This window comes from Streptomyces sp. NPDC086023 (genome assembly GCF_044540325.1).
Lineage (GTDB): Bacteria > Actinomycetota > Actinomycetes > Streptomycetales > Streptomycetaceae > Streptomyces.
In genome coordinates this window covers 321,237-342,492 of sequence record NZ_JBITRX010000009.1, presented here as the reverse complement: position 1 = coordinate 342,492, position 21,256 = coordinate 321,237, and the positions used below count along the sequence as shown (strand labels likewise).

At 74.9% G+C, this 21,256-nt stretch carries 17 protein-coding genes; 8 read left to right on the top strand and 9 right to left on the bottom strand.

Annotation, left to right across the window (positions count from 1 at the left end):
- The first annotated feature begins 951 nt into the window (after nucleotides 1-951).
- A complete protein-coding gene (locus ACIF6F_RS20270; RefSeq protein WP_399948349.1) occupies nucleotides 952-2,253 on the top strand; it encodes a streptophobe family protein in 1,302 nt (433 codons plus the stop codon).
- Here the strand turns inward: ACIF6F_RS20270 and ACIF6F_RS20265 are convergent.
- Genes ACIF6F_RS20265 through ACIF6F_RS20255 form a run of 3 tightly spaced genes read right to left on the bottom strand, consistent with a single transcriptional unit; the run spans nucleotide 2,250 to nucleotide 6,316 of the window.
- On the bottom strand, nucleotides 2,250-3,254 hold the full coding sequence (locus tag ACIF6F_RS20265) for a serine/threonine-protein kinase (RefSeq protein ID WP_399948347.1): 1,005 nt from the start codon (nucleotides 3,252-3,254) through the stop codon (nucleotides 2,250-2,252). The two genes, ACIF6F_RS20270 and ACIF6F_RS20265, sit on opposite strands and share 4 nt — an antisense overlap.
- Nucleotides 3,254-3,925: a hypothetical protein gene (locus tag ACIF6F_RS20260; RefSeq protein ID WP_399948345.1), complete on the bottom strand. Its 672-nt coding sequence runs from the start codon at nucleotides 3,923-3,925 to the stop codon at nucleotides 3,254-3,256. Before ACIF6F_RS20260 ends, ACIF6F_RS20265 begins: the two co-directional genes overlap by 1 nt.
- Before the next feature lie 6 nt (nucleotides 3,926-3,931).
- On the bottom strand, nucleotides 3,932-6,316 hold the full coding sequence (locus ACIF6F_RS20255; RefSeq protein WP_399948343.1) for an FHA domain-containing protein: 2,385 nt from the start codon (nucleotides 6,314-6,316) through the stop codon (nucleotides 3,932-3,934).
- Nucleotides 6,317-6,487: 171 nt separating this feature from the next.
- Here ACIF6F_RS20255 and ACIF6F_RS20250 point away from each other — a divergent pair, with 171 nt between their 5' ends.
- The 5 genes from ACIF6F_RS20250 (at nucleotide 6,488) to ACIF6F_RS20230 (ending at nucleotide 11,938) form a co-directional block, all read left to right on the top strand.
- Nucleotides 6,488-7,570 carry a cation diffusion facilitator family transporter gene (locus ACIF6F_RS20250; protein WP_399948340.1) on the top strand — a complete coding sequence of 361 codons (1,083 nt, stop codon included), beginning with the start codon at nucleotides 6,488-6,490 and terminating at the stop codon, nucleotides 7,568-7,570.
- A gap of 19 nt (nucleotides 7,571-7,589) precedes the next feature.
- Nucleotides 7,590-8,078 (top strand): NUDIX domain-containing protein, encoded by a 489-nt coding sequence (locus tag ACIF6F_RS20245; protein ID WP_399948338.1) that lies wholly within the window; start codon nucleotides 7,590-7,592, stop codon nucleotides 8,076-8,078.
- Nucleotides 8,079-8,136: 58 nt separating this feature from the next.
- The gene (locus ACIF6F_RS20240) at nucleotides 8,137-9,399 is read left to right on the top strand and encodes a Tm-1-like ATP-binding domain-containing protein (RefSeq protein WP_399948336.1); all 1,263 of its coding nucleotides are present in this window, start codon (nucleotides 8,137-8,139) and stop codon (nucleotides 9,397-9,399) included.
- A 131-nt stretch (nucleotides 9,400-9,530) separates the two neighbouring features.
- The gene (locus tag ACIF6F_RS20235; protein WP_399948379.1) at nucleotides 9,531-11,186 is read left to right on the top strand and encodes a serine/threonine-protein kinase; all 1,656 of its coding nucleotides are present in this window, start codon (nucleotides 9,531-9,533) and stop codon (nucleotides 11,184-11,186) included.
- Nucleotides 11,183-11,938 carry a hypothetical protein gene (locus ACIF6F_RS20230; RefSeq protein ID WP_399948334.1) on the top strand — a complete coding sequence of 252 codons (756 nt, stop codon included), beginning with the start codon at nucleotides 11,183-11,185 and terminating at the stop codon, nucleotides 11,936-11,938. Before ACIF6F_RS20235 ends, ACIF6F_RS20230 begins: the two co-directional genes overlap by 4 nt.
- A 64-nt stretch (nucleotides 11,939-12,002) precedes the next feature.
- Here the strand turns inward: ACIF6F_RS20230 and ACIF6F_RS20225 are convergent, their stop codons facing one another.
- Together ACIF6F_RS20225 and ACIF6F_RS20220 are read right to left on the bottom strand one after the other, a co-directional pair.
- A complete protein-coding gene (locus ACIF6F_RS20225) occupies nucleotides 12,003-13,478 on the bottom strand; it encodes an SH3 domain-containing protein (RefSeq protein WP_399948331.1) in 1,476 nt (491 codons plus the stop codon).
- A 154-nt stretch (nucleotides 13,479-13,632) separates the two neighbouring features.
- Nucleotides 13,633-14,793, bottom strand: coding sequence for an FAD-dependent monooxygenase (locus tag ACIF6F_RS20220; protein WP_399948329.1), 1,161 nt, complete (start codon nucleotides 14,791-14,793; stop codon nucleotides 13,633-13,635).
- A gap of 90 nt (nucleotides 14,794-14,883) precedes the next feature.
- On the opposite strand from ACIF6F_RS20220, the gene ACIF6F_RS20215 reads away from it, so the two are divergent.
- Nucleotides 14,884-15,525, top strand: coding sequence for a TetR/AcrR family transcriptional regulator (locus ACIF6F_RS20215; protein ID WP_399948326.1), 642 nt, complete (start codon nucleotides 14,884-14,886; stop codon nucleotides 15,523-15,525).
- Nucleotides 15,526-15,543: 18 nt separating this feature from the next.
- On the opposite strand, the gene ACIF6F_RS20210 is transcribed toward ACIF6F_RS20215, so the two are convergent.
- Complete coding sequence (locus ACIF6F_RS20210) at nucleotides 15,544-15,855, bottom strand: DUF6191 domain-containing protein (RefSeq protein ID WP_399948324.1); 312 nt, start codon at nucleotides 15,853-15,855, stop codon at nucleotides 15,544-15,546.
- 496 nt (nucleotides 15,856-16,351) lie between these two features.
- Nucleotides 16,352-17,644 (bottom strand): GNAT family N-acetyltransferase, encoded by a 1,293-nt coding sequence (locus ACIF6F_RS20205; protein ID WP_399948322.1) that lies wholly within the window; start codon nucleotides 17,642-17,644, stop codon nucleotides 16,352-16,354.
- 239 nt (nucleotides 17,645-17,883) lie between these two features.
- Between ACIF6F_RS20205 and ACIF6F_RS20200 the strand changes: the two genes are divergently transcribed.
- Entirely contained in the window at nucleotides 17,884-18,642 is a 759-nt protein-coding gene (locus ACIF6F_RS20200; RefSeq protein ID WP_399948320.1) for a trypsin-like serine peptidase, read from the top strand.
- Between the two features lie 493 nt (nucleotides 18,643-19,135).
- Here ACIF6F_RS20200 and ACIF6F_RS20195 read toward each other — a convergent pair whose 3' ends face one another.
- A complete protein-coding gene (locus tag ACIF6F_RS20195) occupies nucleotides 19,136-19,612 on the bottom strand; it encodes an NUDIX hydrolase (RefSeq protein WP_399948318.1) in 477 nt (158 codons plus the stop codon).
- A gap of 29 nt (nucleotides 19,613-19,641) precedes the next feature.
- Nucleotides 19,642-21,222: an apolipoprotein N-acyltransferase gene (gene lnt / locus ACIF6F_RS20190; RefSeq protein ID WP_399948316.1), complete on the bottom strand. Its 1,581-nt coding sequence runs from the start codon at nucleotides 21,220-21,222 to the stop codon at nucleotides 19,642-19,644.
- Between the last annotated feature and the right edge of the window lie 34 nt (nucleotides 21,223-21,256).

The following is a 21,256-nucleotide window of genomic DNA, read 5'->3' as shown; positions in this document are numbered from 1 at the left end:
GCTGCGCGATGACCCTTCGGGTCACCCTTGACAGGCCACCCCGGCCCGGAAGCAAAAGCCCTCGGCGGACACCCCCAGGAAAGACGCCCAGGGGGACACCTCAGGACCGGCGGTGCCGGGTGCGAATCCCCGCACCAAGGTGCGGGTGCGCCCCGACGGGGCGGACGCGTCAGCGTCCGTAGGCCCACCGGCCGGCCCGGCGGCCTCCGGGCCGCCAGGGCCCCTTCATAAGCCGCCACAGATCGCTACGCGCTCCCGCCGTCTCAGCGGCCGACAGACCGCCCGGGGCTGAACAGGCCACAGGCGCTCCCAAAGCGGCCGGTCCGAACCCTCCCGGCGTCTGCACCCGCAGATCACCTGTCGACAATTCCGCCCAGCGGACCCCACGGCCGAGCAGGCGCCGAGTCGCTCATGCCGGGAGGTTGCGGCGTGCTTTTCGTCATGCGGGCGGCCGGTTCAGGCCGGGTCCGAGCCCTCCCGGCGTCTGGGCCCGCAGATCACCTGTCGACAGTTCCGCTCAGCGGACCTCACGGCCCGGCAGGTGCCGATTCCCTTGTGCCGGGAGGCCGCGGCGTCCTTTTCGTCATGCGGAGGGCGTTTCATACCGGTCCGAGCCCTGCCGGCGTCTGCACCCGCAGATCACCTGTCGACAGTTCCGCCCAGCGGACCTCTCGGCCCGGTAGGTGCCGAGTCGGTCGTGCCGGGAGGCAGCGGCGCCCTTCCCCCCTTGCCGATAGCCGATTCGTGCCGGATCCGAGCCCTCCCGGCGTCCTGGCCCGCACATGCCCCCCACAATCCCGCTCAGCGGACCTCACGGCCCCGCAGGTGCGGGCACCCGTGAACCGGGAGCCTGGTGCGGGGCGCCGGGGTGCCGGGTTTCGTGCTCGGCGCGCGGCGCTGCGCGCCCCGCCTCAACGGGCGGGGCGACCCTCGGGTGCTTACGGTGGCAGGGTGAGCCGGACGGCAGCGAACTCCCAGGGGGCCGCCACCCGCGCGGCCGCCGTGCACGGCTGGCGCGACGCGCTGCTGGCGGTGGTCGCCGGCTTCGCCGCGATGATCGTGACCGCTTCCCTCGGCCTCTGGGCGGCCGGTGCCGCCGACCTCCCCGAGGGTGCCTTCCCCCGGGTGGTCGCGGCGGTGGTCGTGATGGCGGCCGGCGGCTCCGTGGAGGTGTCCGGCGGTGCCGGGTTCCTCGCCGACGCCGACGCCTCGATCGTCGTACTCCCCCTCTCCGTCACCCTGGCCGGCGCACTCGCCGCCGGGTACTGCTTCGTCCGCCCGCTGCGGCACCGCGCCGTGGCCACCGCCGGCGAACTGGGGCTGCGCGGCGCCCAGCTGGTCCTGCTGTGGCTGCTGGCCCTCGCCGGATGCGCGGCCCTGGCCCGGCAGACCTTCGGCATCGACGTGGGAGACAACCCCCTGGGCGAGCTGGGCGAACTGCTGGACGCCTCCCCCTCCGTGGGCTTCCGGGCCGACATGGGCGCGACCCTCGGCTTCGGGCTGCTGTGGATCCTGGGCCTGCTGGTGCTGGCGCTGCTGGTGTCCCCGCGGGCGCCGCTGCCGGCCCGGCTGGTGCGGTTCCAGGAAGCCGTGCGGCCGGCCGCCTCCGCCACGGTCCTCCTGCTCCTCGCGTACGTGCTGGTCGCGCTGGCCATCGGGCTGGTGGTCGCCGCCACCCGGGGGCACGTCGCCGAGACCTTCGCCGTGATCCTGCTGGGCCTGCCGAACATCGCCTGGCTCGGGTTCACCGTCGGGCTGGGCGGCGCCTGGGAGGGCCAGGTGCAGGGTCCGTTCGGTCTGCCGATGCCGCAGGTCCTGGACGACGTGCTGCGCACCCCGGACGTCTCACGGGTCGACCTCGGCACGCTCACCGCGTACGACGGCCGGGCCTGGTGGCTGCTGGTGGTCGCCGCGGTACTGGTGCTGGGCGCAGCCGTGCTGACGGCCGTACGCTCCTCCGCCCGCGTCCGCCCCTGGCAGCACGCCGTGCGCCTCGGCGTGGCGCTGGCCCTGGCCGCGCTGGCCGTGTCGCTGCTGGGGAACGTCGAGGCCCGCTTCGGTCTCTCGCTGCTCGGCATCGGTGACGTGGACGGCCTCGGCGGCCGGGTGGAGCTGAGCCCGCTGCTCTGGCGGAACGTCGGCGTGGCCCTGCTGTGGGGCGCGGCCGCCGGTTTTCTCGCCGGCCTGCTCGCCCCCCGCCTCCGCCACCACGGCGAGGCCCCGGCCAGGCCCCCGGGACAGGGTCCTGGCTAGGAGCGCGCCGGAGCCCGGAAGACCGGGAGTGCCCAGGGCGGGGGCGGCTGCGGCGGTTCGGGGGCCCTCTCGTCGGCGGCCGGGGGCTCGGCGGACGGCGGGGGCGCCGCGGTCTCGACCGCGGCGCCGGCCAGCCGCAGGGCGGTGATGAAGCCCAGGCAGGTGTCGTAGCGGTCCTCGGGCGACTTGGCGAGGGCCTTGGCGAGGACCTCGTCCACGGCGTGCGGGAGGTCCGAGCGGTGGGACGAGACCGGCGGCGGGGGGTCGTACTGGTGGGCCCACAGCAGGGCGAGGTCGTCGTCGCGCTGGAAGGGCGGGCCGCCGGTCAGGGTCTCGTACACCACGCAGGCCAGGCTGTAGACGTCGCAGCGCCCGTCCGTCGGCTTGCCCGAGATCTGCTCGGGGGCGACGTAGTCGAGGGTGCCGACGAACTGTCCGACGCTGGTGAAGCCGGTCAGGGAGAGGGACTTCTTCGTCAGGCCGAAGTCGGTGAGGTAGACGTGCTCGGGGTGGTCGCTGTCGGTGCCCTCGGCGACCAGGATGTTGCCGGGTTTGACGTCGCGGTGGACCAGGTCGTGGTCGTGGGCGGCGTCGAGGGCGGAGGCCACCTGGGCGGCGATGCGGGTCGCGGTCTTGAGGGGCAGCGGGCCCGTGCCGTCCAGCAGGTGGCGCAGGTCCTGCCCGGAGACGAAGCGCATGGCGATGAACAGCACGCCCTCGGTCTCGCCCGCCTCGAAGACGGGCACGATGTGCGGGTGGTCGATGGCGGCCGCGACCCGTGACTCGTGGGCGAAGCGCTGCCGGAAGGTGTCGTTGCGGGCCAGTTCGGGGGCGAGCAGCTTGAGGGCGACCGTGCGTTCCAGGCGCAGGTCCCGGGCCCGGTAGACCACGGCCATGCCGCCGCGGCCGATCTCCGCCTCGACGCGGTAGCCGGCGATCTGCCGGCCGCGCAGGTCGGAGGCCCGGCCGCTGGGGAGTCCGGGGTCGGGGTCCTGCGCCATCACCGGTCACCGGGGCCGTCGGGCACGCCGGTCACCCGGGTGGGCTCGTGGCCGAGGGAGGGGGCGGGGCGGGTCTCGTCCTCGGAGCCGGCCCGCTCCGGTGCCGGGGTGGCGGCGGGCGGGGCTCCGGGCGCGGGCGGGGCCGCCGGGGTGGCTCCCGAGAGCCGCTCCCCGGGTCCGGCGGCGGCGTAGGTGGTCAGCCGGCTGCCCTCGCCGTACATCCACCGGCCGGCCGAGTCGTCGTACACCCACACGTCCTCGCCGTCGACGACGACCCCGGTGCGCAGGCCGCGGGTGGCGCGCCGGAAGCCCTCGCTGTCGGTGCGGCCGGCGGCGAGGTCGGCGGCGGCGCGCCGGTAGCGTTCGAGGGCCTCGGCGGTGCGGTCGAGCAGCGGCTGGGGGTTCTCGGTGCGGGAGAGGGGGCGGCCGCCGGTCGGCGGTGCCTGCGGTACGGCGACCAGGAGCCGGCCGTCGACCCAGGCGCTCCAGCCGTTCGCGCAGAGGATCTGCCCCCATTCGCCGCGCCGGGCGAGGAGCTGCACCGGAAGGAACGGGTCGAGCGGTTCGGTGGGCCGGGAGACGTCCGGGGCCTCCCAGGCGGGCAGTCCCTCCTGGGGGACCACGTGCGTGGGGCGGAAGTCCGGGGCGTACGCGTCGTCGTATCCGGTCATGGAGGGCTACTTCCGCATGATGGCGGGCTCGTGGCGGCGCAGCAGCCGCGCGACCAGGACGCCGAAGAGCACGGACAGGGCCACGAGCATCCCGGCGGAGAGCAGCCAGGTGCCCGTCTCGTGGTCGAAGAGGGGGTCTGTGCTGATCGGGCCGGGCACGATCCGCTCCAGCTCGATGGTGCCGGCCATCGCGCCGAGCGCCCACCGGGAGGGGACGAGCCAGGCGAGCTGTTCGATGCCGGGCACGCCGTGGAGTTTGAGCAGGGCCCCGCAGAAGACCACCTGCACGATGGCCAGCAGCACCAGCAGCGGCATGGTGACCTCCTCCTTGCGCACGAGGGCGGAGACGAGGAGGCCGAGCATCATGGCGGTGAAGGAGAGCAGGGCGACGGCGAAGGCGATCTCGGGCAGCGGGGGCAGCAGGACGCCCCGGCCGCCTGGGGCGTTGAGGTTCACGCCGAGCAGGGCCACGAGGGTGAGCACCACGGCCTGGACGACGGTGATGGTGCCGAGGACCACCACTTTGGACATCAGGTAGGCGGATCGGGACAGGCCGACGGCTCTCTCTCGCTGGTAGATGGTGCGTTCCTTGACCAGTTCCCGTACGGCGTTGGCGGCGCCGGTGAGGACGCCGCCCACGCACAGGATGAGCAGCGCGTTCAGTGCCGTCTCCTGGGTGAGGGCGCTGCCGGCGAGGGCGCGGGCCATGGCGCCCATCACGAACGGCAGGGCGATCATGATGATCAGGAAGGTGCGGTCGGCGCTGAGGGCAGCGGCGTAGCGCCGGACCAGGGTGCCGAGCTGGGAGCCCCAGCTCTGGGCCTTGGGCGGGGGCGCGGCGGGCGCCGCCGGGGTGCCGGGGGTGCCGTCGGGGCCGGGGAGGCCCGCCCGGCGGGGCTGCCGGGGCTGGCCGCCGGCGTCGGCGACGTACTGGCGGTGGTGGGACGAGGCGCGGTACTCCCCCGCCCAGTCGCGGTCCTGCTGGGTCTCGAAGGCTTCGAAGGCCTCGGGCCACTGGGTGAAGCCGAAGAAGTCCAGGGTGTCCCCGGGCGGCCCGTAGTACGCGATGCGGCCCCCCGGCGCGAGGACGAGCAGCCGGTCGCACACGTCGAGGCTGAGCACGCTGTGGGTGACGACGATGACGGTGCGGCCGTCGTCCGCGAGTCCGCGCAGCATGTGCATCACGGAGCGGTCCATGCCGGGGTCGAGGCCGGAGGTGGGCTCGTCGAGGAAGAGCAGGGAGGGCTTGGTCAGCAGTTCCAGCGCGACGGAGACGCGCTTGCGCTGGCCGCCGGAGAGGCTGTGGATGGGCTGGTCGGCGCGCTGGGTGAGGCCGAGTTCGTGGATGACCTCGGTGACCCGGGCCTCGCGTTCGGCGGGGGCGGTGTCCTGCGGGAAGCGGAGCTCGGCGGCGTAGGCCAGGGCCCGGCGGACGGTGAGCTGGGCGTGCAGGATGTCGTCCTGGGGCACCAGGCCGATGCGGCTGCGCAGTTCGGCGTAGTCGCGGTACAGGTCGCGGCCGTCGTAGAGGACGGTGCCCTGGTCGGCGGGGCGGAGCCCGGTGAGGGCGCCGAGCAGCGTGGACTTGCCGGCGCCGCTGGGGCCGACCACGGCGAGCAGGCACTTCTCGCCGACCGGGAAGGACACGTGGTCGAGGAGGACCTTGCGGCCGTTGTCGACGGCGACTGCGAGGTCCTGGACGTCGAGGGAGACCTCGCCGGTGTCGACGTACTCCTGGAGCTGGCCGTCGACCAGGCAGAAGGCGGAGTGGCCGATGCCGACGATGTCGCCGGGGCCGACGACGGCGCGGTGGACGAGGGCGCCGTTGAGGAAGGTGCCGTTGTGGCTGCCGAGGTCGATGATCTCGTGGCCGCCCTCGGGCAGGGCGCGCAGTTCGGCGTGGTGCCGGGAGACCACGAGGTCGTCGATGAGCAGGTCGTTGTCGGGGGCGCGGCCGATCCGGACGGTGGCCTGCGGCAGCGGGCGGACGGAGCTGGGGGCGCGGAAGGTGCCGGTCATCCGCGGGTTGGCGACGGACGAGAGTGCGGGGCCCCGGCCGGGTGCGGGGGGCGGGGCGGCGGACAGCACGGCGCGGGGACCGTCCTCGGCGCTGCCGAAGCGGATGACGCTGCCGGGGCCGACGCCCCACTCGTGGACGCGGCGGCCGTCGGCGTAGGTGCCGTTGGTGCTGTGCTCGTCCTCCAGGGTCCAGTGGTCGCCGTCGGGGCGCAGGACCGCGTGGTGCCAGGAGACGCGCGCGTCGTCGAGGAAGATCTCGCTGAGCGGGTCCCTGCCGACGTGATAGGTCCGGCCGGGGCTCATGACGGTGGAGCCCCCGTCGGTCTCGAGAACGAGCTCGGGCGCAGTCGGCGCGCCGGGACGCTCAACCATGACTGGATTTTCCCACGATCCTTTCGGGCTGGCATCGTCGCAGGTCAGGGGGCTCTTATAGGTAATGACAACGGTCACCGGTGCAGCCTTTGCCTTCGTGGCGGCGGTGCGCTTCACTGCACGGGTCGAGGGCAGACGCACACGGGTACGAGAACCGAACCGGGGGACCTCATGGGCGCACACGACCACGCGCACGACCACGCGCAGGCACACGGGCACGACCAGGCACGCGACGAAGCCGACGGCCGCGCGGACGGTCACGCCGGACACGGTCACGGAGGGCACGGCCACGCCGGGCACTCCCACGGGGTGGCCGAGAACGCCGACCGGCGCTGGCTCACCCTGGCGCTGACCCTCATCGGCACGTTCATGGCCGTCGAGGTCGTCGTGGCCGTGTTCGCCCGCTCGCTGGCCCTGCTGTCCGACGCCGCGCACATGCTCACCGACGCCGCCTCGATCGTGCTCGCGCTGATCGCGATGCGGCTGGCGGCCCGGCCGGCCCGCGGCGGGTTCACGTACGGGCTGAAGCGCGCGGAGATACTCTCCGCGCAGGCCAACGGGCTGACCCTGCTGCTGCTCGCGGCCTGGCTCGGCTACGAGGCCGTACGGCGGCTGCTCGACCCGCCCGAGGTGCACGGCGGTCTGGTCCTGGTGACGGCCCTCGCGGGCATCGCCGTGAACGTGGCGGCGGCCTGGTGCATCTCGAAGGCGAACCGCACCTCGCTCAACGTCGAGGGCGCCTACCAGCACATCCTGAACGACCTGTTCGCCTTCATCGGCACGGCCGTGGCCGGCCTGGTCGTGCTGCTCACCGGCTTCGTGCAGGCCGACGCGATCGCCACGCTCGTGGTGGTGGCGCTGATGGTCAAGGCCGGGTACGGGCTGGTGCGCGAGTCCGGGCGGATCTTCCTGGAGGCCGCCCCGGCGCACCTCGACCCGGATGCGGTCGGCGACCGGCTGGTCGGGCTGGCACCGGTCACCGAGGTGCACGACCTGCACATCTGGACGATCACCTCCGGCCAGGCCGCGCTGTCCGCGCACATACTCGTCGAGCCCGCGGGCGACTGCCACGCCGTACGCCGCGACCTGGAGCGGCTGCTCCGCGAGGAGTACGGAATCGGCCACACCACCCTCCAGGTGGACCACGCTGCGGAGGAGCTGCTCAGCGTCGGGCTCGCCGGCGCGGCGGACGGCGACCCGCACTGCGCCGCACCGCACGGTCCGGTCCACCGCGAGGGCCCGCACGGGCACTGATGCCGGGCACCATGGGGCCATGACGCCGAAACGCAGTGCCGGACTGCTGCTCTTCCGCAGGACCGGCGGGGACCCGACCGCATTCGACGTACTGCTCGGGCACATGGGCGGCCCCTACTACGCCGACCGGGACGCGCGCGCCTGGTCGATCCCGAAGGGCGAGTACGGCCCGGAGGAGACCGCCTGGGACGCCGCCCGCCGGGAGTTCGAGGAGGAGCTGGGGCTGGCCCCGCCGGAGGGCGAGTACCTGGAGCTCGGCGAGGTGACCCAGGCCAACCGCAAGATCGTGACGGTCTGGGCGGTGGAGGCCGAGCTGGACCCGGCGGCCGTGCGGCCGGGCACCTTCCGGATGGAGTGGCCGCCCTTCTCGGGCCGGTACGAGGACTTCCCGGAGATCGACCGGGCGGCCTGGTTCCCGCGCGAGGAGGCCCGCGGGAAGCTCGTCGCGGCCCAGGGGGCGTTCCTCGACCGACTGGCTGAAACCCTCACCCACCTGGCAGAGGATTGACCGTTCGGTGACCCGACCGTGACGTGTCAACAAGCACACCTTCGTGAACATTACAAATATGACGATCGTCGTGCTGGTGGGAACACTGGACACCAAGGGCGTGGAGTACGGCTGGTTGCGCGAGCGGCTGCGGCGCACCGGCGTGGAGACGGTAGTGGTCGACACGGGGGTGATGGGGGAACCCCGGGTGCCGGCGGACGTGCCCCGGGCCGAGGTGGCCCGGGCCGCGGGAGTGGACCTGGCGGAGCTGCGGGCGGCCGGTGACCGGGGGGAGGCCGTGACCGCCATGGCCCGCGGCGCCGCCGCGACGGTCCTGCGGCTGCACGCCGAGGGCCGGCTGCACGGGGTGCTGGCCATCGGCGGCAGCGGGGGCACCTCCATCGCCTCACGGGCGATGCGGGCGCTGCCCCTCGGGGTGCCGAAGCTGATGGTGTCGTCGATGGCGTCGGGGGACGTCTCGGCGTACGTCGGAGCCACGGACATCACGATGATGTACAGCGTCGTGGACATCGCGGGCATCAATTCGGTCTCGGCCCCGGTGCTGGCGAACGCGGCGGACGCGATCGCCGGGATGGCGCGCGGCTTCGCCGAGTCCTCCCGCGCGGTGGACACGGCCGATCTGGGCGACGGCCGGCCGCTGGTCGCGGCGAGCATGGCGGGGGTGACCACCCCCGGCGTGGACGCGGCCCGCGAGCGGCTGACCGAACTGGGTTACGAGGTGCTGGTCTTCCACACCAGCGGCGCGGGCGGCCGCACGCTGGAGCACCTCGCCGGCCAGGGCCTGTTCGCCGGGGTGCTGGACCTGACGCTCAGCGAACTCGCCGACGACCTGTGCGGCGGGGTGCTGACGGCCGGCCCCGACCGGCTCAGCGCGGCCGGGCGGTGCGGCACCCCGCAGGTGGTGAGCCTGGGGGCGCTGGACATGGTGAAGTTCGGGCCCCTGGACTCGCTGCCGGAGCGGGTGCGCTACCGGCGGGTGCGGGTGCACAACCCGTCGATCACCGTGATCAGGACCACCGAGGCGGAATGCGCGGAGCTGGGCCGCCGGGTGGCGGCGAAGCTGCGCGCGGCGACCGGGCCCACGGCGGTGTGCGTGCCGCTGCGGGGGCTGTCGACGCTGGGCGCGCCGGGCGGCCCGTACCACGATCCGCGCGCCGACCAGGCGCTGTTCGGGGCGCTGCGGGAGGGGCTGCGCGACAGTGCGGCCGAGTGCTTCGACTACGACACGCACATCAACGATCCCGCGTTCGGCCGGGCGGCGGCGGACCGGCTGCACGCGATGATCGGGACCCACGACCGGGTGGCGCCCGCCTCCGGCTGACTCACCCGGGCCCGCGGCGGGGCGGTGCGCGTGCGCTCCCGCCGCGGGCCGGTCACGGGTTGGAACCGGCCGTGGCGGAAATCGTGTCTGGTGAGGTGTCCGACACGGCAGACGCCACGGCAGGGGGCGCGATGGACGGGTGGACGGTCCCCGGGTACACGGAGACCAGGGAGCTGGGTTCCGGCGGCAGCGGCCGCGTGGTGCTGGCCGTGCACGACACGACCGGCACCCCGGTCGCGGTGAAGTACCTCAGCGAGCGGTTCCGGCGGGATCCCGCCTTCGTACGGGAGTTCCGGGCGGAGGCGCGGTTGCTGGGCGACCTGCGCTCGCCGTACGTGGTGGGCCTGTACGAGTACGTGGAGGCGCCCGGCGGCGCCGCCATCGTGATGGAGCTGGTCGACGGGATCGCGCTGCGCGCCCTGCTGGCCCAGGAGGGCCGGACCGACCCTGAGCCCGCGCTGGTGGTGCTGAAGGGTTCGCTGCTGGGCCTGGCGGCCGCGCACCGGGCCGGTGTGGTGCACCGCGACTACAAGCCGGAGAACGTGCTGGTCGCGGCCGACGGCTCGTCGAAGCTGGTGGACTTCGGCATCGCGGCGGGCCGGGGCAGCACCCCCGGGGTGGCGGGCACGCCCGCGTACATGGCGCCCGAGCAGTGGCAGGGGCAGCCGGCCTCCCCCGCGGCGGACGTGTACGCGGCCACGGCCGTCTTCTTCGAGTGCCTGACCGGGCGCAAGCCGTACCGCGGGGAGAACTTCGCGGAACTGGCCCTCCAGCACATCGAGGCGCCCGTGCCCGAGGAGGAGGCTCCCGAGCCGGTGCGCCCGCTGATCCGGCGGGGCCTGGCCAAGGCGCCCGGGGAACGGCCCGGGGACGCCGAGGAGTTCGTCGCCGAGCTGGAGGCGGTCGCCGGGGCCGCGTACGGGCCGGACTGGGAGCGGCGCGGACAGCGCAGGCTCGCCGCGGTGGCGGCGCTGCTGCCGCTGCTGTTCCCCTCGGCTGGCGGTCCGCCGGCGGTCGGCACGACGGCACTGGCCGAGACCTCGCTGGGCGGCGACGGGAGTTCGGTGGGGGCGTGGGCGCCGGGACGGCGCGGCTGGCTTGCGGCCGGGCTGTCGCTGGTGACGGGCGCGGTGCTGGTGTTCGCCTCGCAGGCGGCCGGCGGCGAGCCCCACGGCCGCGAGGCGGTCAGCGTGTTCGCGACGACCAGTGCCTCCCCGGGCACGACGGCCCCCGGGCCGACCGGCTCGCCGGGGCCCTCGCCCTCCCCGTCCCCCTCGGCCGAGGTCTCACCGAGCGCGTCGCCCACGGCGACCACGACCTCGCCGGCCCCGTACCCCACGGCCACCGCCACCACCTGGCCCACGGTCACCCCGACCACGGCCACGGCCTGGCCGACCACGACGCCGACCCCGACGTGGACGGACCCCCCGCCCACCACGCCGCCGCCCACCACCGAGCCGCCCGCGCCCACGGTGTACGTCCGGGCGGTGGGGGTCTCCTCCTTCCGGCAGACCGGGGTGAGCACCGGCGAGGCGAAGGTGGCCGTCAAGACCGAGGGCGCGGGGGCGGTGACCGTCACCGTCGAGTGGTTCACCAGCGACGAGCAGGGTCACCTGGGTGTCTCCGAGGGCTCCCAGTCCTTCCCGTACGAGGGGTCCGCACTGACCGTCACGCACACCTTCACCGGCGGCGGCTGCTATTGGGGCGTGCGCGCCACGACCCGGCCGGCCGCCGACAACGGCTCCTCCGTCCAGCAGGTCTTCATCAGGCGGTGCACGATCACATGAGCGATCCGCGGATTCCCTACGCGCCCGAGCCGGAGCCGGCGGCCGGGGCGGAGTACAGCGCGACGGTGCTGGGCAGCCACTGGTTCGACGGCCCGGTGCCGGACGGGCACGCGACGACGCTACGGGAGCCCCGGGTGCCCGGTGGCACGGCCGCGGTCGGGCCCGGGGACGGCGACGGGGACGTGACGGTGCCCCTGCCGGTGCCGGAGGTGCTCCCGGACCGGGTGGAGGGCTCGGTGCTGCGCTTCGGGCCCGGGGTGACGGCCGGGGCGGGACAGCGGTCACCCGGCGTCGGCACCACCCAGGTGTGGCACGGCGGGACGCTCGGCGGCCAACCGCCGCCGCGCCCGTCCCGGTGGGCGGGGCTGCGCCGGTACACCCTCGCCGCCGTGGTGCTGCTGGCGGTGCTGGTGTACCTGGGCTGGCAGCGGTACGGGCCCACGGTCGGCGTCCGGTCGGTGGCGGTACAGACGGCCGCGGAGGGGCCCGGCTGCGACTCGGCTGCCGACGTGGTGGCGGTCGTACGGACCGACGGGCGGCCGGGGACGCTCACGTACCGCTGGGTCAGGAACGACGGGTCGCGCTCGGACGTGCTGGAGGAGCGGGTGGCGCGCGGGCAGCGCGAGGCCCGGCTGCACCTGCTGTGGACGTTCCGCGGCGAGGGCGTGTACCGGGCGCGGGCGGAGCTGGTGCTGCTCACGCCGGAACACCGCACGGCGGCCGGGGAGTTCGTCTACCGCTGCGGCGGCTGAGGGCGGGGCGGGCAGGGGCCGGCCCCGGCGCGACGGGGGTCGCGCCGGGGCCGGGTGCGGAGACTCAGCAGACGGGGATGCTGTTGAGGTTCTCCGCGTACCGGGCCGAGATCCAGCCACGGCCGTCGGCGAGCTTGTACCAGACCTTGTTGCCGTCCACGCTCTGGCCGTTCTTGGTCTTGCACTGGACGCCGACCGTCGTGCCGTTGGCGATCCGGCCGTTCTTGGCGTGGGCGGTGCTCGGGCCGGAGCGGATGTTCAGCGAGCCGTCAGAGGACACGATCCGGGCCGACAGCTTGTTGGTCTTGGGCGTCTTGCCCTTGCCCTTGTCCTTGCCCTTGTCCTTGCCCTTGTCCTTGCCCTTGCCGTGCTTGCCCTTGCACTTGCAGTCGCCCTTGTCGCCCTTCGGGCCCTGCGGTCCGGGCTTGCCCTGCGGTCCGGCGGGGCCGGGGTTGCCCTGCGGACCCTTCGGACCCGCGGGACCCTGCTGGCCGTTCTCGCCGCGCGGGCCGCGGTAGCCGTCCTTGCCCTTGTCGCCCTTGTCGCCCTTGGGGCCCTGCGGGCCAACCGGACCGGCGGGACCGGCGGGGCCCTGCGGACCAGCCGGACCCTGGGGGCCGGCCGGACCCTGCGGACCGCCCGCCGGGCCCGACGGACCCTGCGGTCCCTGCGGACCGGCCGGGCCGGCGGGACCCTGCGGGCCCTGGAGGCCGGGCTCACCCTTCGGCCCGGCGGGACCCTGCGGTCCGGCCGGACCGGCCGGACCCTGCGGACCACCCGCCGGACCCGACGGACCCTGCGGACCGGCCGGACCCTGCGGACCCTGGGGGCCACCGGCACCCTGCGGACCAGCCGGACCCTGATCGCCCTTCGGACCCGCCGGACCCTGGTCGCCCTTGTCGCCCTTGTCGCCCTTGTCGCCCTTGGGACCCTGCGGTCCGGGGGGCCCGGGCTTGCCCTTGTCCCCGTGCTTGCCGTGCTTACCGTCCTTGCCGTGCTCGCCCTTGTCACCCTTGTCGCCCTTGTCACCCTTGGGGCCCTTCGGACCCTCGGGGCCGGTGACCGGGGTGGCAACCGCGTACGGCACCTCGTCGCCGGAGCCGACGGACCACTGCCCGCCGTCGAGCGTCGTGCCCTCCGGTGCGTCCGCGTCGACCTTCACCGCCACCGCGAGCCGGGTCTGCTCGCGCTCCGGGAAGACGAATCCGGCGCGGGTGACCGCGTTGCAGAGGAGCTGGCGCAGGTCCGCCGAGCGGTCGCACGGCACCGTCGCGCGCTGCCCGCCCCAGGTGATGCCCGACTCGGGGAAGGTCACGTGCTCGGGGGCGGTGATCCGGAAGGAGGAGCTGTACGCGGGATCGGCCCCGTTGGAGGCCACGATGACGACCCGGCCGGTCTTGCCCGGTGCGATCGAGGGCACGTACGGCTGGGAGAAGCGGATGTTCTCGGAATCGGCGAGGGCCGGCGCGGCCGGCAGCAGACACGTCGCGGTCACGGCCGCGACGACCAGTGCGGCGGACGTGGAGCGGGCAGCAGACAAGAGCGTTCCTCTGCGTGCGTGAGTGAACCGGCGCGCAGCCGTCTGGCGCGGTCGGCCGGTTGGGCGGGAAGCCCCCACTAGTTAAGGACGCCGGGTTCCGCAACTCACGCGCGGCACGAGTGTGATCACTCGGAAGCCGCAGCGGGACCGCCGGTCAGACGAAGGTGACGCCGGTGAACAGGTCGTCGAGCGCGCGGTGGGCCACGCGTACGGGCGTCACGCGGACCAGCAGGTCGCGGGCGGCGGCCGCCAGTGGATGGGTCAGCCGGACCGCCCGGCCGGCGCGACGGGCGCGCAGGGCGATGGCGTTGGTGCGCCGGTGGCGGGCCCGGGTGTACGCGGCCAGCGCGGCCGGCACGTCCGAGCGCGCGTCACCGTCGCCGACGAGCCGGGCGAGCACCACGGCGTCCTCGATGGCCTGGCAGCCGCCCTGGCCCAGGTTGGGCGTCATGGCGTGGGCGGCGTCGCCGAGCCAGGCCAGCCGTCCCTCGTGGAAGCGGGGCAGCGGCGCGGCCAGGTCGTGCAGGTCGTGGTGGAGCACCTTCGCCGGATCGATCCGCTCCAGGAGGGCGGGGATCGGGTCGTGCCAGGCGCCGAAGCGGCGGAGCAGTTCGGCGCGGTGGTCGGCGTACGAACTGCCCTCGGGGGCCAGCGCCGTGCCGTACACGTACACCTGGCCGTCGGCGAGCGGGACGACGCCGAAGCGCTCGCCGCGGCCCCACGTCTCGGCGACGGCCAGGCCGGGGAGGCCGGTGCCGGGCACGACCGTCCGCCAGGCGGCCTCCCCGCTGTGGTGCAGCCCCGGGTGGCCGGGGAAGTGCCGGCGGCGCAGCGCGCTGTGGATGCCGTCGGCGGCCACGACCAGGTCGGCGGCGAGTTCGCCGTCCGGGGTGCGGACCAGGGGGTGTGCGGTGGCGGTCCCGGCGACCTCCGTGACGGCGGCGCCGAACCGGACGGTGCCCGCGGGCAGAGCGCCGGCGAGCGCCTCGGCGAGGGCGGGCCGGTGGACGGCGAGCGGGGCACGGCCGTAGCGGGCGACGAGTGCGGCGGAGTCGCCGCGGTTCAGCCAGCGGCCGTCGGGCCGCCTGATGCCCATGTCGGCGACGGCCGCCTCGCCGGCCCAGTCCGCGGCTGGCGCGCCGATGGCCTCCAGGGCGCGCAGGCCGTTCGGGGCGAGGACGATGCCGGCCCCGGCGGCGGAGAGCTCCGCCGCCCGCTCCAGGACGGTGACCCGCCAGCCCCTTCGGGACAGGGCCACCGCGGCGGTCAGCCCGCCGATGCCCGCCCCCGCCACCACCGCGTGCCGCCGCGTCATGGTCGTTCCCCTCTCGTTGCACGGAAGTCCGCCGGATCCTCTACATCCGTAGAGGTCGGCGCCCTCACTCTACAGCTGTAGAGTGAGGGCATGTCCACCACCTCCGCCCGGGGCTCCGCCGACGGCCCCGCCCCCGCCCGGTCCGGCACCGACCGCCGCACGCTCATCGCCGACACCGCGATCGCCACGGTGGCGGCCGCGGGGCTGCGGGGGCTGACGCACCGCGCGGTGGACACCGCCGCGGGGCTGCCGGCCGGGAGCACCTCGTACTACTTCCGGACGCGAACGGCCCTGCTCGGGGCCTGCTTCGAGCGGCTGGCGGAGCTGGACCTCTCGGACTTCGACGCCCGCGACGGCGCACCGCCCCCGGCCGTGCCGGCGGGGCCGGTGGAGGCCGCGGACCTGATGGCGGACGTGTTGCACCGGTGGCTGACCACGGGCCGTGAGCGGCAGCTGGCCCGCTACGAGCTGAGCCTGGAGGCGGCGCGGAACCCCGAGCTCGGGGCGCGGCTCCACGAGGCGGGCCGGGGCGCCCGGGACGGCGCGGCGGCGCTGCTGGCCGCGCTGGGCGCGCGGCGGCCGCGGGAGGCGGCGGAGGCGCTGGTCGCGTGGACGGACGGGGTGCTGTACGACCGGCTGGCCGGCGCCCTCGCCCACACCCGCCCCGCCCCCACCCGGGAGGAACTGCGGGTCCTGGCGGACGCGATGGTACGGGCGGCCCTGACGGTCTGAGCGGCCCTGCGCCAGGGTTCAGGCGTGCGGGAGGCGGATGACGGCCTTGCCGCCGTCGAGGTCGACCCGGGTGCGGGGCGGAGCGCCGTCCTCTTCGTCGTCGCGCATGACCAACGCGCTCTGGCGTTCCTTGAGTTCGTTCTGCTTGCCCGGCGAGAAGCCGGCGTGCAGCTGCTCGAAGCCGGTGGACGCCACCTGGCCCTGCCGCCCGTTCCACCGCCAGGGCAGCAGCCCGGCGCGGCCGGCGCGCACGAGCGCCAGGTCGACGAAGGCCATGGCGGTGAGCAGCACGGCGAGCCCCGGCAGCGTCATGAAGACGACGAACCCCATCCCACTCCTCCGCCCGCGTTCCGGCCCGCGCGGCACGCCCGGACGACCTGCCCGCGCGCCGCGCCGCGCCTCCTTGGCGCACCCGTACGACGCGCCCGCTTGGCACACCGTACGGCGGGCCCTCGGATCGACCGTAACCCATGCTCACGGCCGGCCGGCAGGGCACCGGACTCGTGCTTTCGGCCGGGCCGGTCTGCCCGGATGGCCGAGGCGGCGGGCAGGCCCCCGCTGATTGACTCGAAACCGCACGGGACACCGGCCCGCTCCGCGGAGCACCCCCTTCCGCGGGCGACCGGAACCGTTCCGTGGGCACCACGCGTGCCGCGTTCCAGCCGGCGACACACCCCCAAGGGAACGCGGCCGTTCCGCGCGCACCACGCGCGGAAGGCCCGCAGTGCTTTGGGGAGCGCTGCGGGCCACCACGGGTCGTCGCCGCACCCACGCCCGCGAGTCGGGGCCTCCTCCTCAGGAGCGGGCGTGGGCGGTGATGTTCTGCTCAGAACCGCGCGTGGGCGGTGATGTCCGCCTCGAACTCCCCCGTCATCGCCGGGGTCACCGTCGGCCGGCACTGCGCCACGGCCGCCAGGTAGTCCTCGGTGCTCGCGCCGGGCGGCGGCAGCAGCGCGCCGGACCTGCTCCCGACCGCCTCCAGGTCCCGCTCGAACGACACCTGCGCCGCGATCCGCGCCGCGTGCTCGATGTCCGCCGGTGTGAACAGCTCCGTCTCCGCCACCAGCGCCGCCACGTCGACGTCCGGCCGCCCGGCCGTGTAGCGGGACCAGATCGCGGCCCGCGCCCCGGCGTCCGGGGTGCCGATCGGGATCAGGTAGTCGAAGCGGCCCGGCCGCAGGAACGCCGGATCCAGCGAGCGGATGGAATTGGTGGCGCACACCAGCAGCCGCTCGTCGCCCTCGCGGAAGCCCGGGATGAGCTTGAGCAGCTCGTTCGTCACCCCGTGCATGCCGCCCGGCTGGACCGGCTCGGTGCGCACCGGGGCGATCTCCTCGACCTCGTCGATGAAGACCAGCACCCGCTCCAGCTCGGCGACCCGGGCGAAGGCGTCGCGCAGCGCGGTGGCCAGGTTGCCCTCGTCGGCCAGCCGGGACGGGAAGAGCTCGACGAAGGGCCAGCCGAGCCGGGAGGCGATGGCGCGGGCGAAGGTGGTCTTGCCGGTGCCGGGCGGGCCGAAGAGCGTGATCGCGCGGGGCGGCCGTACGCCGTGCTGCGCGGCCCGCTCGGGCTCGGCCAGGGGCAGGACGACCCGGCGCTCGATGAGGTCCTTCTCCTTCTCCATCCCGGCGACCGCGGTCCACAGGTCGTTCGGCAGGAAGCGGCCCCCGAGGTCGTCGAGGAGGCCCGCGGCGGGCCCGTGCAGGGGCTCGGTCTTCTCGAAGTACGCGACCGCAGGCTGCCGGGTGTAGCCGGCATTGAGGAGTCCCTCGCCCAGCAGGTCCTCCTCGGGCAGGACGTACGCGATCCTGCCCACCCGGGCCGCGATCAGGCGCCGCTCCAGCTCGACGAGGAGGGCGCTGGCCAGACCCCGGCCGCGCCAGTTGGAGTTGATGGCGATCCGCATCACCCAGGCCCGCTCCCCCGCGACGCAGGCGAGGGCCGCGCCGATGGGCACGCCCTGGTGGACGGCGACCACGGCGGGTTGCCGGTCGGTCAGCGCGCTGATGCACTCGGCGAGCGAGAAGACGGACTCCTGCCCGAGTTCGGCCGTGGTGTCGATGAGATGGACCACCGCGGCGAGATCGCTCTCGCGGTAGTCGTGGATCAGCCAGTTCACCAGTACCGCCCCTCGTTCGTGCTCCTGCGGCGAGGCTAGGCGGGCGCGGGCGGCGGGCTCGCCCGACAGGTTGCACAAAGCGGAGCCCGGCATCCCGCCGTCGCGTCGATAGACGCGGGAGGTTCGGCGCGGATTGTCCGGTTCCGTACGGCCGGTCAGTCGAATTCACAGGCGATTCTTATGGAATGCCAGCCTCCGGTCATAGCCTTCCGGCACAGGCTCGGGGCATGATCCGCCGCATGCTCATCCGTCAGGCCGGGCGCGCCCGCACCGCCGTGCGCGTGCTCGCGGCGATGACCCCGCTCGTCGCCCTGCTCACCACGGGAGGCGCCGCGCACGGCACGCACCTCCCGCTGGGCACGACCGTGCGGGCGGCGGCGACGGAGGACAGCGACCGCGTCGGCGCCCTCTTCACGGGCGGCCTCGACGGCGGGCACTTCTGTACGGCGTCGGTGGTGCGCAGCGCCGACCGGAACCTGATCGCCACCGCCGCGCACTGCCTCGACGGCGAGGTGGCCGACACCGTCTTCGTGCCCGGCTACCGCGAGGGCGAGGCGCCGTACGGGGCCTGGCGGCTCACCGCCGCGTACGTCGCCGACAGCTGGACCGAGGACGAGGACCCGGACGCGGACGTGGCCTTCGCGACCGTGGCACCGCTGGACGGCCGGCAGGTCGAGGACGTGCTGGGCGGCTTCCCGGTCGCCGCCGAGCAGCCCGGCGACGTGGCGGTCACGGTGATCGGGTACCCGCGCACGGACGCGGTGCCGCTGCGCTGCACCAATACGACCACGCTGTTCGGCGAGACCCAGCGGCGCGTCGAGTGCCCCGACTACAGCGGCGGCACCAGCGGCAGCCCCTGGCTGACGGCGCGGGGCGCCCTGGCGGGCGTACTGGGCGGGTACGAGGGCGGCGGGACCGCACCGGACGTCTCGTACAGCGCGGTCCTGGGCCGGACCGCCCGAGCGCTGTACCGCGAGGCGGCGATGCCGGGCGGGTGAGGGAGCGCGGGACGGCCCGCGGCCCGGCAGACGGCACGGCCCGACGCCCGGCGGTGGACCGTGTGGTGCGTGACGCGTCGTGGCAGGCCTGACCGGAGGTGGACCCGGGCCTGGGGGGCGAAGCGCTCCAGCCACCCGGCGGCCGATACCGGCGTGGCCGCACCCCACTCCCCCGCACAACCCTTGGCTGCCCTGGTGGGTCGTGTGGTGTGTGGGGAAGGTGCTTGAGGCGTCGTGGCAGGCTGGACCGGAGGCAGGCCCGGGCCTGGGGTGGCCGAAGGCCAGGGCGAAGCCCCTTGCCCCAGGGGTGGGCCTGCCGCTGGGCCTGCAGGCCACGACGGGTCAAGCACCGAGGGGACCCACACACCACACGACCCACCACCCAAAGCAGGCTCCGGCGGCCCAGCGGAACACAGCGGCACCCCAAAACTCCGGCGACCGGCAGCACCCCAAAACTCCAGCGACCGGCAGCACCCCGAACCCCCCACGGCCCTCACATGCCGGCGGGCTCGAACCAGGTCGGCTCGTCCTTGACCGCGCGGTGGATTCGGTCCAGCGCGAACTGCTCCAGCGGCGGGAGCCCGTCCACCTCGAACCAGCCCACCTCCAGCGACTCGTCGTCGTTGACCCGCGCCTCGCCGCCGACCGCGCGGCAGCGGAAGGTGATGTCCATGTACTGGCACTTGTCGCCATTGGTGTACGTCACCGGCTGCAGACCCTGGACGAGCACCACGCGCTCGGCGACGCAGCGGACGGCCGTCTCCTCGTACACCTCGCGCACCGCGGTCTCGGCGGGCTGCTCGCCCGGCTCCGCGATGCCGCCGATCACCGACCAGCCCCCGGTGTCCGCGCGGCGCCCGAGCAGCACGCGGCCCGCGTCGTCGAAGACGACCGCCGTGACGCCCGGCAGGAACAGCAGCTGGTGGCCCGCGGAGGCCCGGATACGGCGGATGAACTCAGGGGTGCTCATCCCCCGACCCTAACCGGGCCCGCGGCCGGTCAGGCGGTACGCCGCCGGCGGGCCCGCACCGCGAGGGTGAGCGCGCCGCCCAGGCCGCCGGCCGCCACAGCGAGCAGCGCGTACTCCGGCCAGGCGCCGAGCCGGGTGGCCGGCGTCTGCGTGGAGCGCAGCGGCACCTCCGCGACGAGCGCGGCCGGTGTGAACATCTCGGTCCGCTCCGCCACCGTGCCGTCCGGGCGGATCACGGCGCTGACCCCGCTCGTGACGGGCACCAGCACGGACCGGCCGTGCTCCACCGCGCGCACCCGGGACATCGCCAGCTGCTGGTAGGTCATCTCGGTGCGGCCGAAGGTCGCGTTGTTGCTGGGGACCGAGATCAGCTGGGCCCCGGCCCGCACGGTGTCGCGGACGGCGTCGTCGAAGGCGGCCTCGTAGCAGGTCACCAGGCCCACGCGGGAGCCGGACATGGTGAACACGCCGGGCACCTTGCCGGGGCCGAAGTCGCGGCGCACCCGGTCCACGTCGGAGCTGAAGATGCGGGCGACGCCGCGCATCGGGATGTACTCGCCGAACGGCTGGATGTGCCGCTTGTCGTACGTGGCCGTGGGGCCGAGCACCGGGTCCCAGAGGATCTGGGTGTTGCGCAGCGGGCCGGTCGCCGGGGCCAGCACCGAGCCGATGGAGACGGGCACGCCGACGGCCTTCACCGCGTCGTCGATCACGGCGTAGGCGTCGGCCTCGGCGTAGGGGTCGAGGTCGGAGGAGTTCTCCGGCCAGAGCACGAAGTCGGGGCGCGGCTCCCGGCCCGCCTTGACGTCCTCGGCGAGCTGCACGGTGCGGCGGGCGTGGTTGTCGAGCACGGCCCGGCGCTGGGAGTTGAAGTCCAGGCCGGCGCGGGGCACGTTGCCCTGGATGACGGCGGCAGTGGCCGTGCCGTCCTCGGGGGCGTCGTCGACGAGGGGGCGGGCGGCCAGGGCGCCGGTCAGCGGGACCAGCACGGTCAGGGCCGCGACGAGCGGCCTGCGCCGGCCGTCGCGCAGCTGGCGCAGGACGGCATACAGCCCGAAGCCGCACAGGGCGACGGCGAAGCCGAGCAGCGGGGTGCCGCCGACGGCGGCCAGCGGGAGGAAGACGCCGTCCGCCTGGCCGAAGGCGATCTTGCCCCAGGGGAAGCCTCCAAAGGGCGCCCGGGCGCGTACGGCTTCGGCCGCGACCCACACCGCCGCGGCCCAGACGGGCCACAGCGGGAGGCGGGTGACGACGGCGATGCCGAGGCAGCCGAGGGCCAGGATCAGGGCCTCCGCGAGGGCCAGGGCCAACCACGGGACCGGGCCGACCTCCTCCCCGGTCCACACCAGCAGCGGCAGCATGAAGCCGAGCCCGGCGGCCAGGCCCAGGCCGAAGCCGGCCCGGGGACGCCGCCAGTACAGGCAGTGCCCGAGGAGGGCGAAGGCGGGCAGCGCCAGCCACCAGAGGGGCCGGGGCGGGAAGCTCAGGTAGAGCAGCGCTCCGGACGCGGCGGCCAGCCCCGTGTCGATCAGCCAGGCGCCGCGGCGGCGGGCGCCGGAGGGCGCGGCGGGGGCCGGCGCGGTGTCGGTGGTGCGGATGGCGCTGCTCATTGCCGGAGTGTACGACGCCTGCCTGAGGGACGCG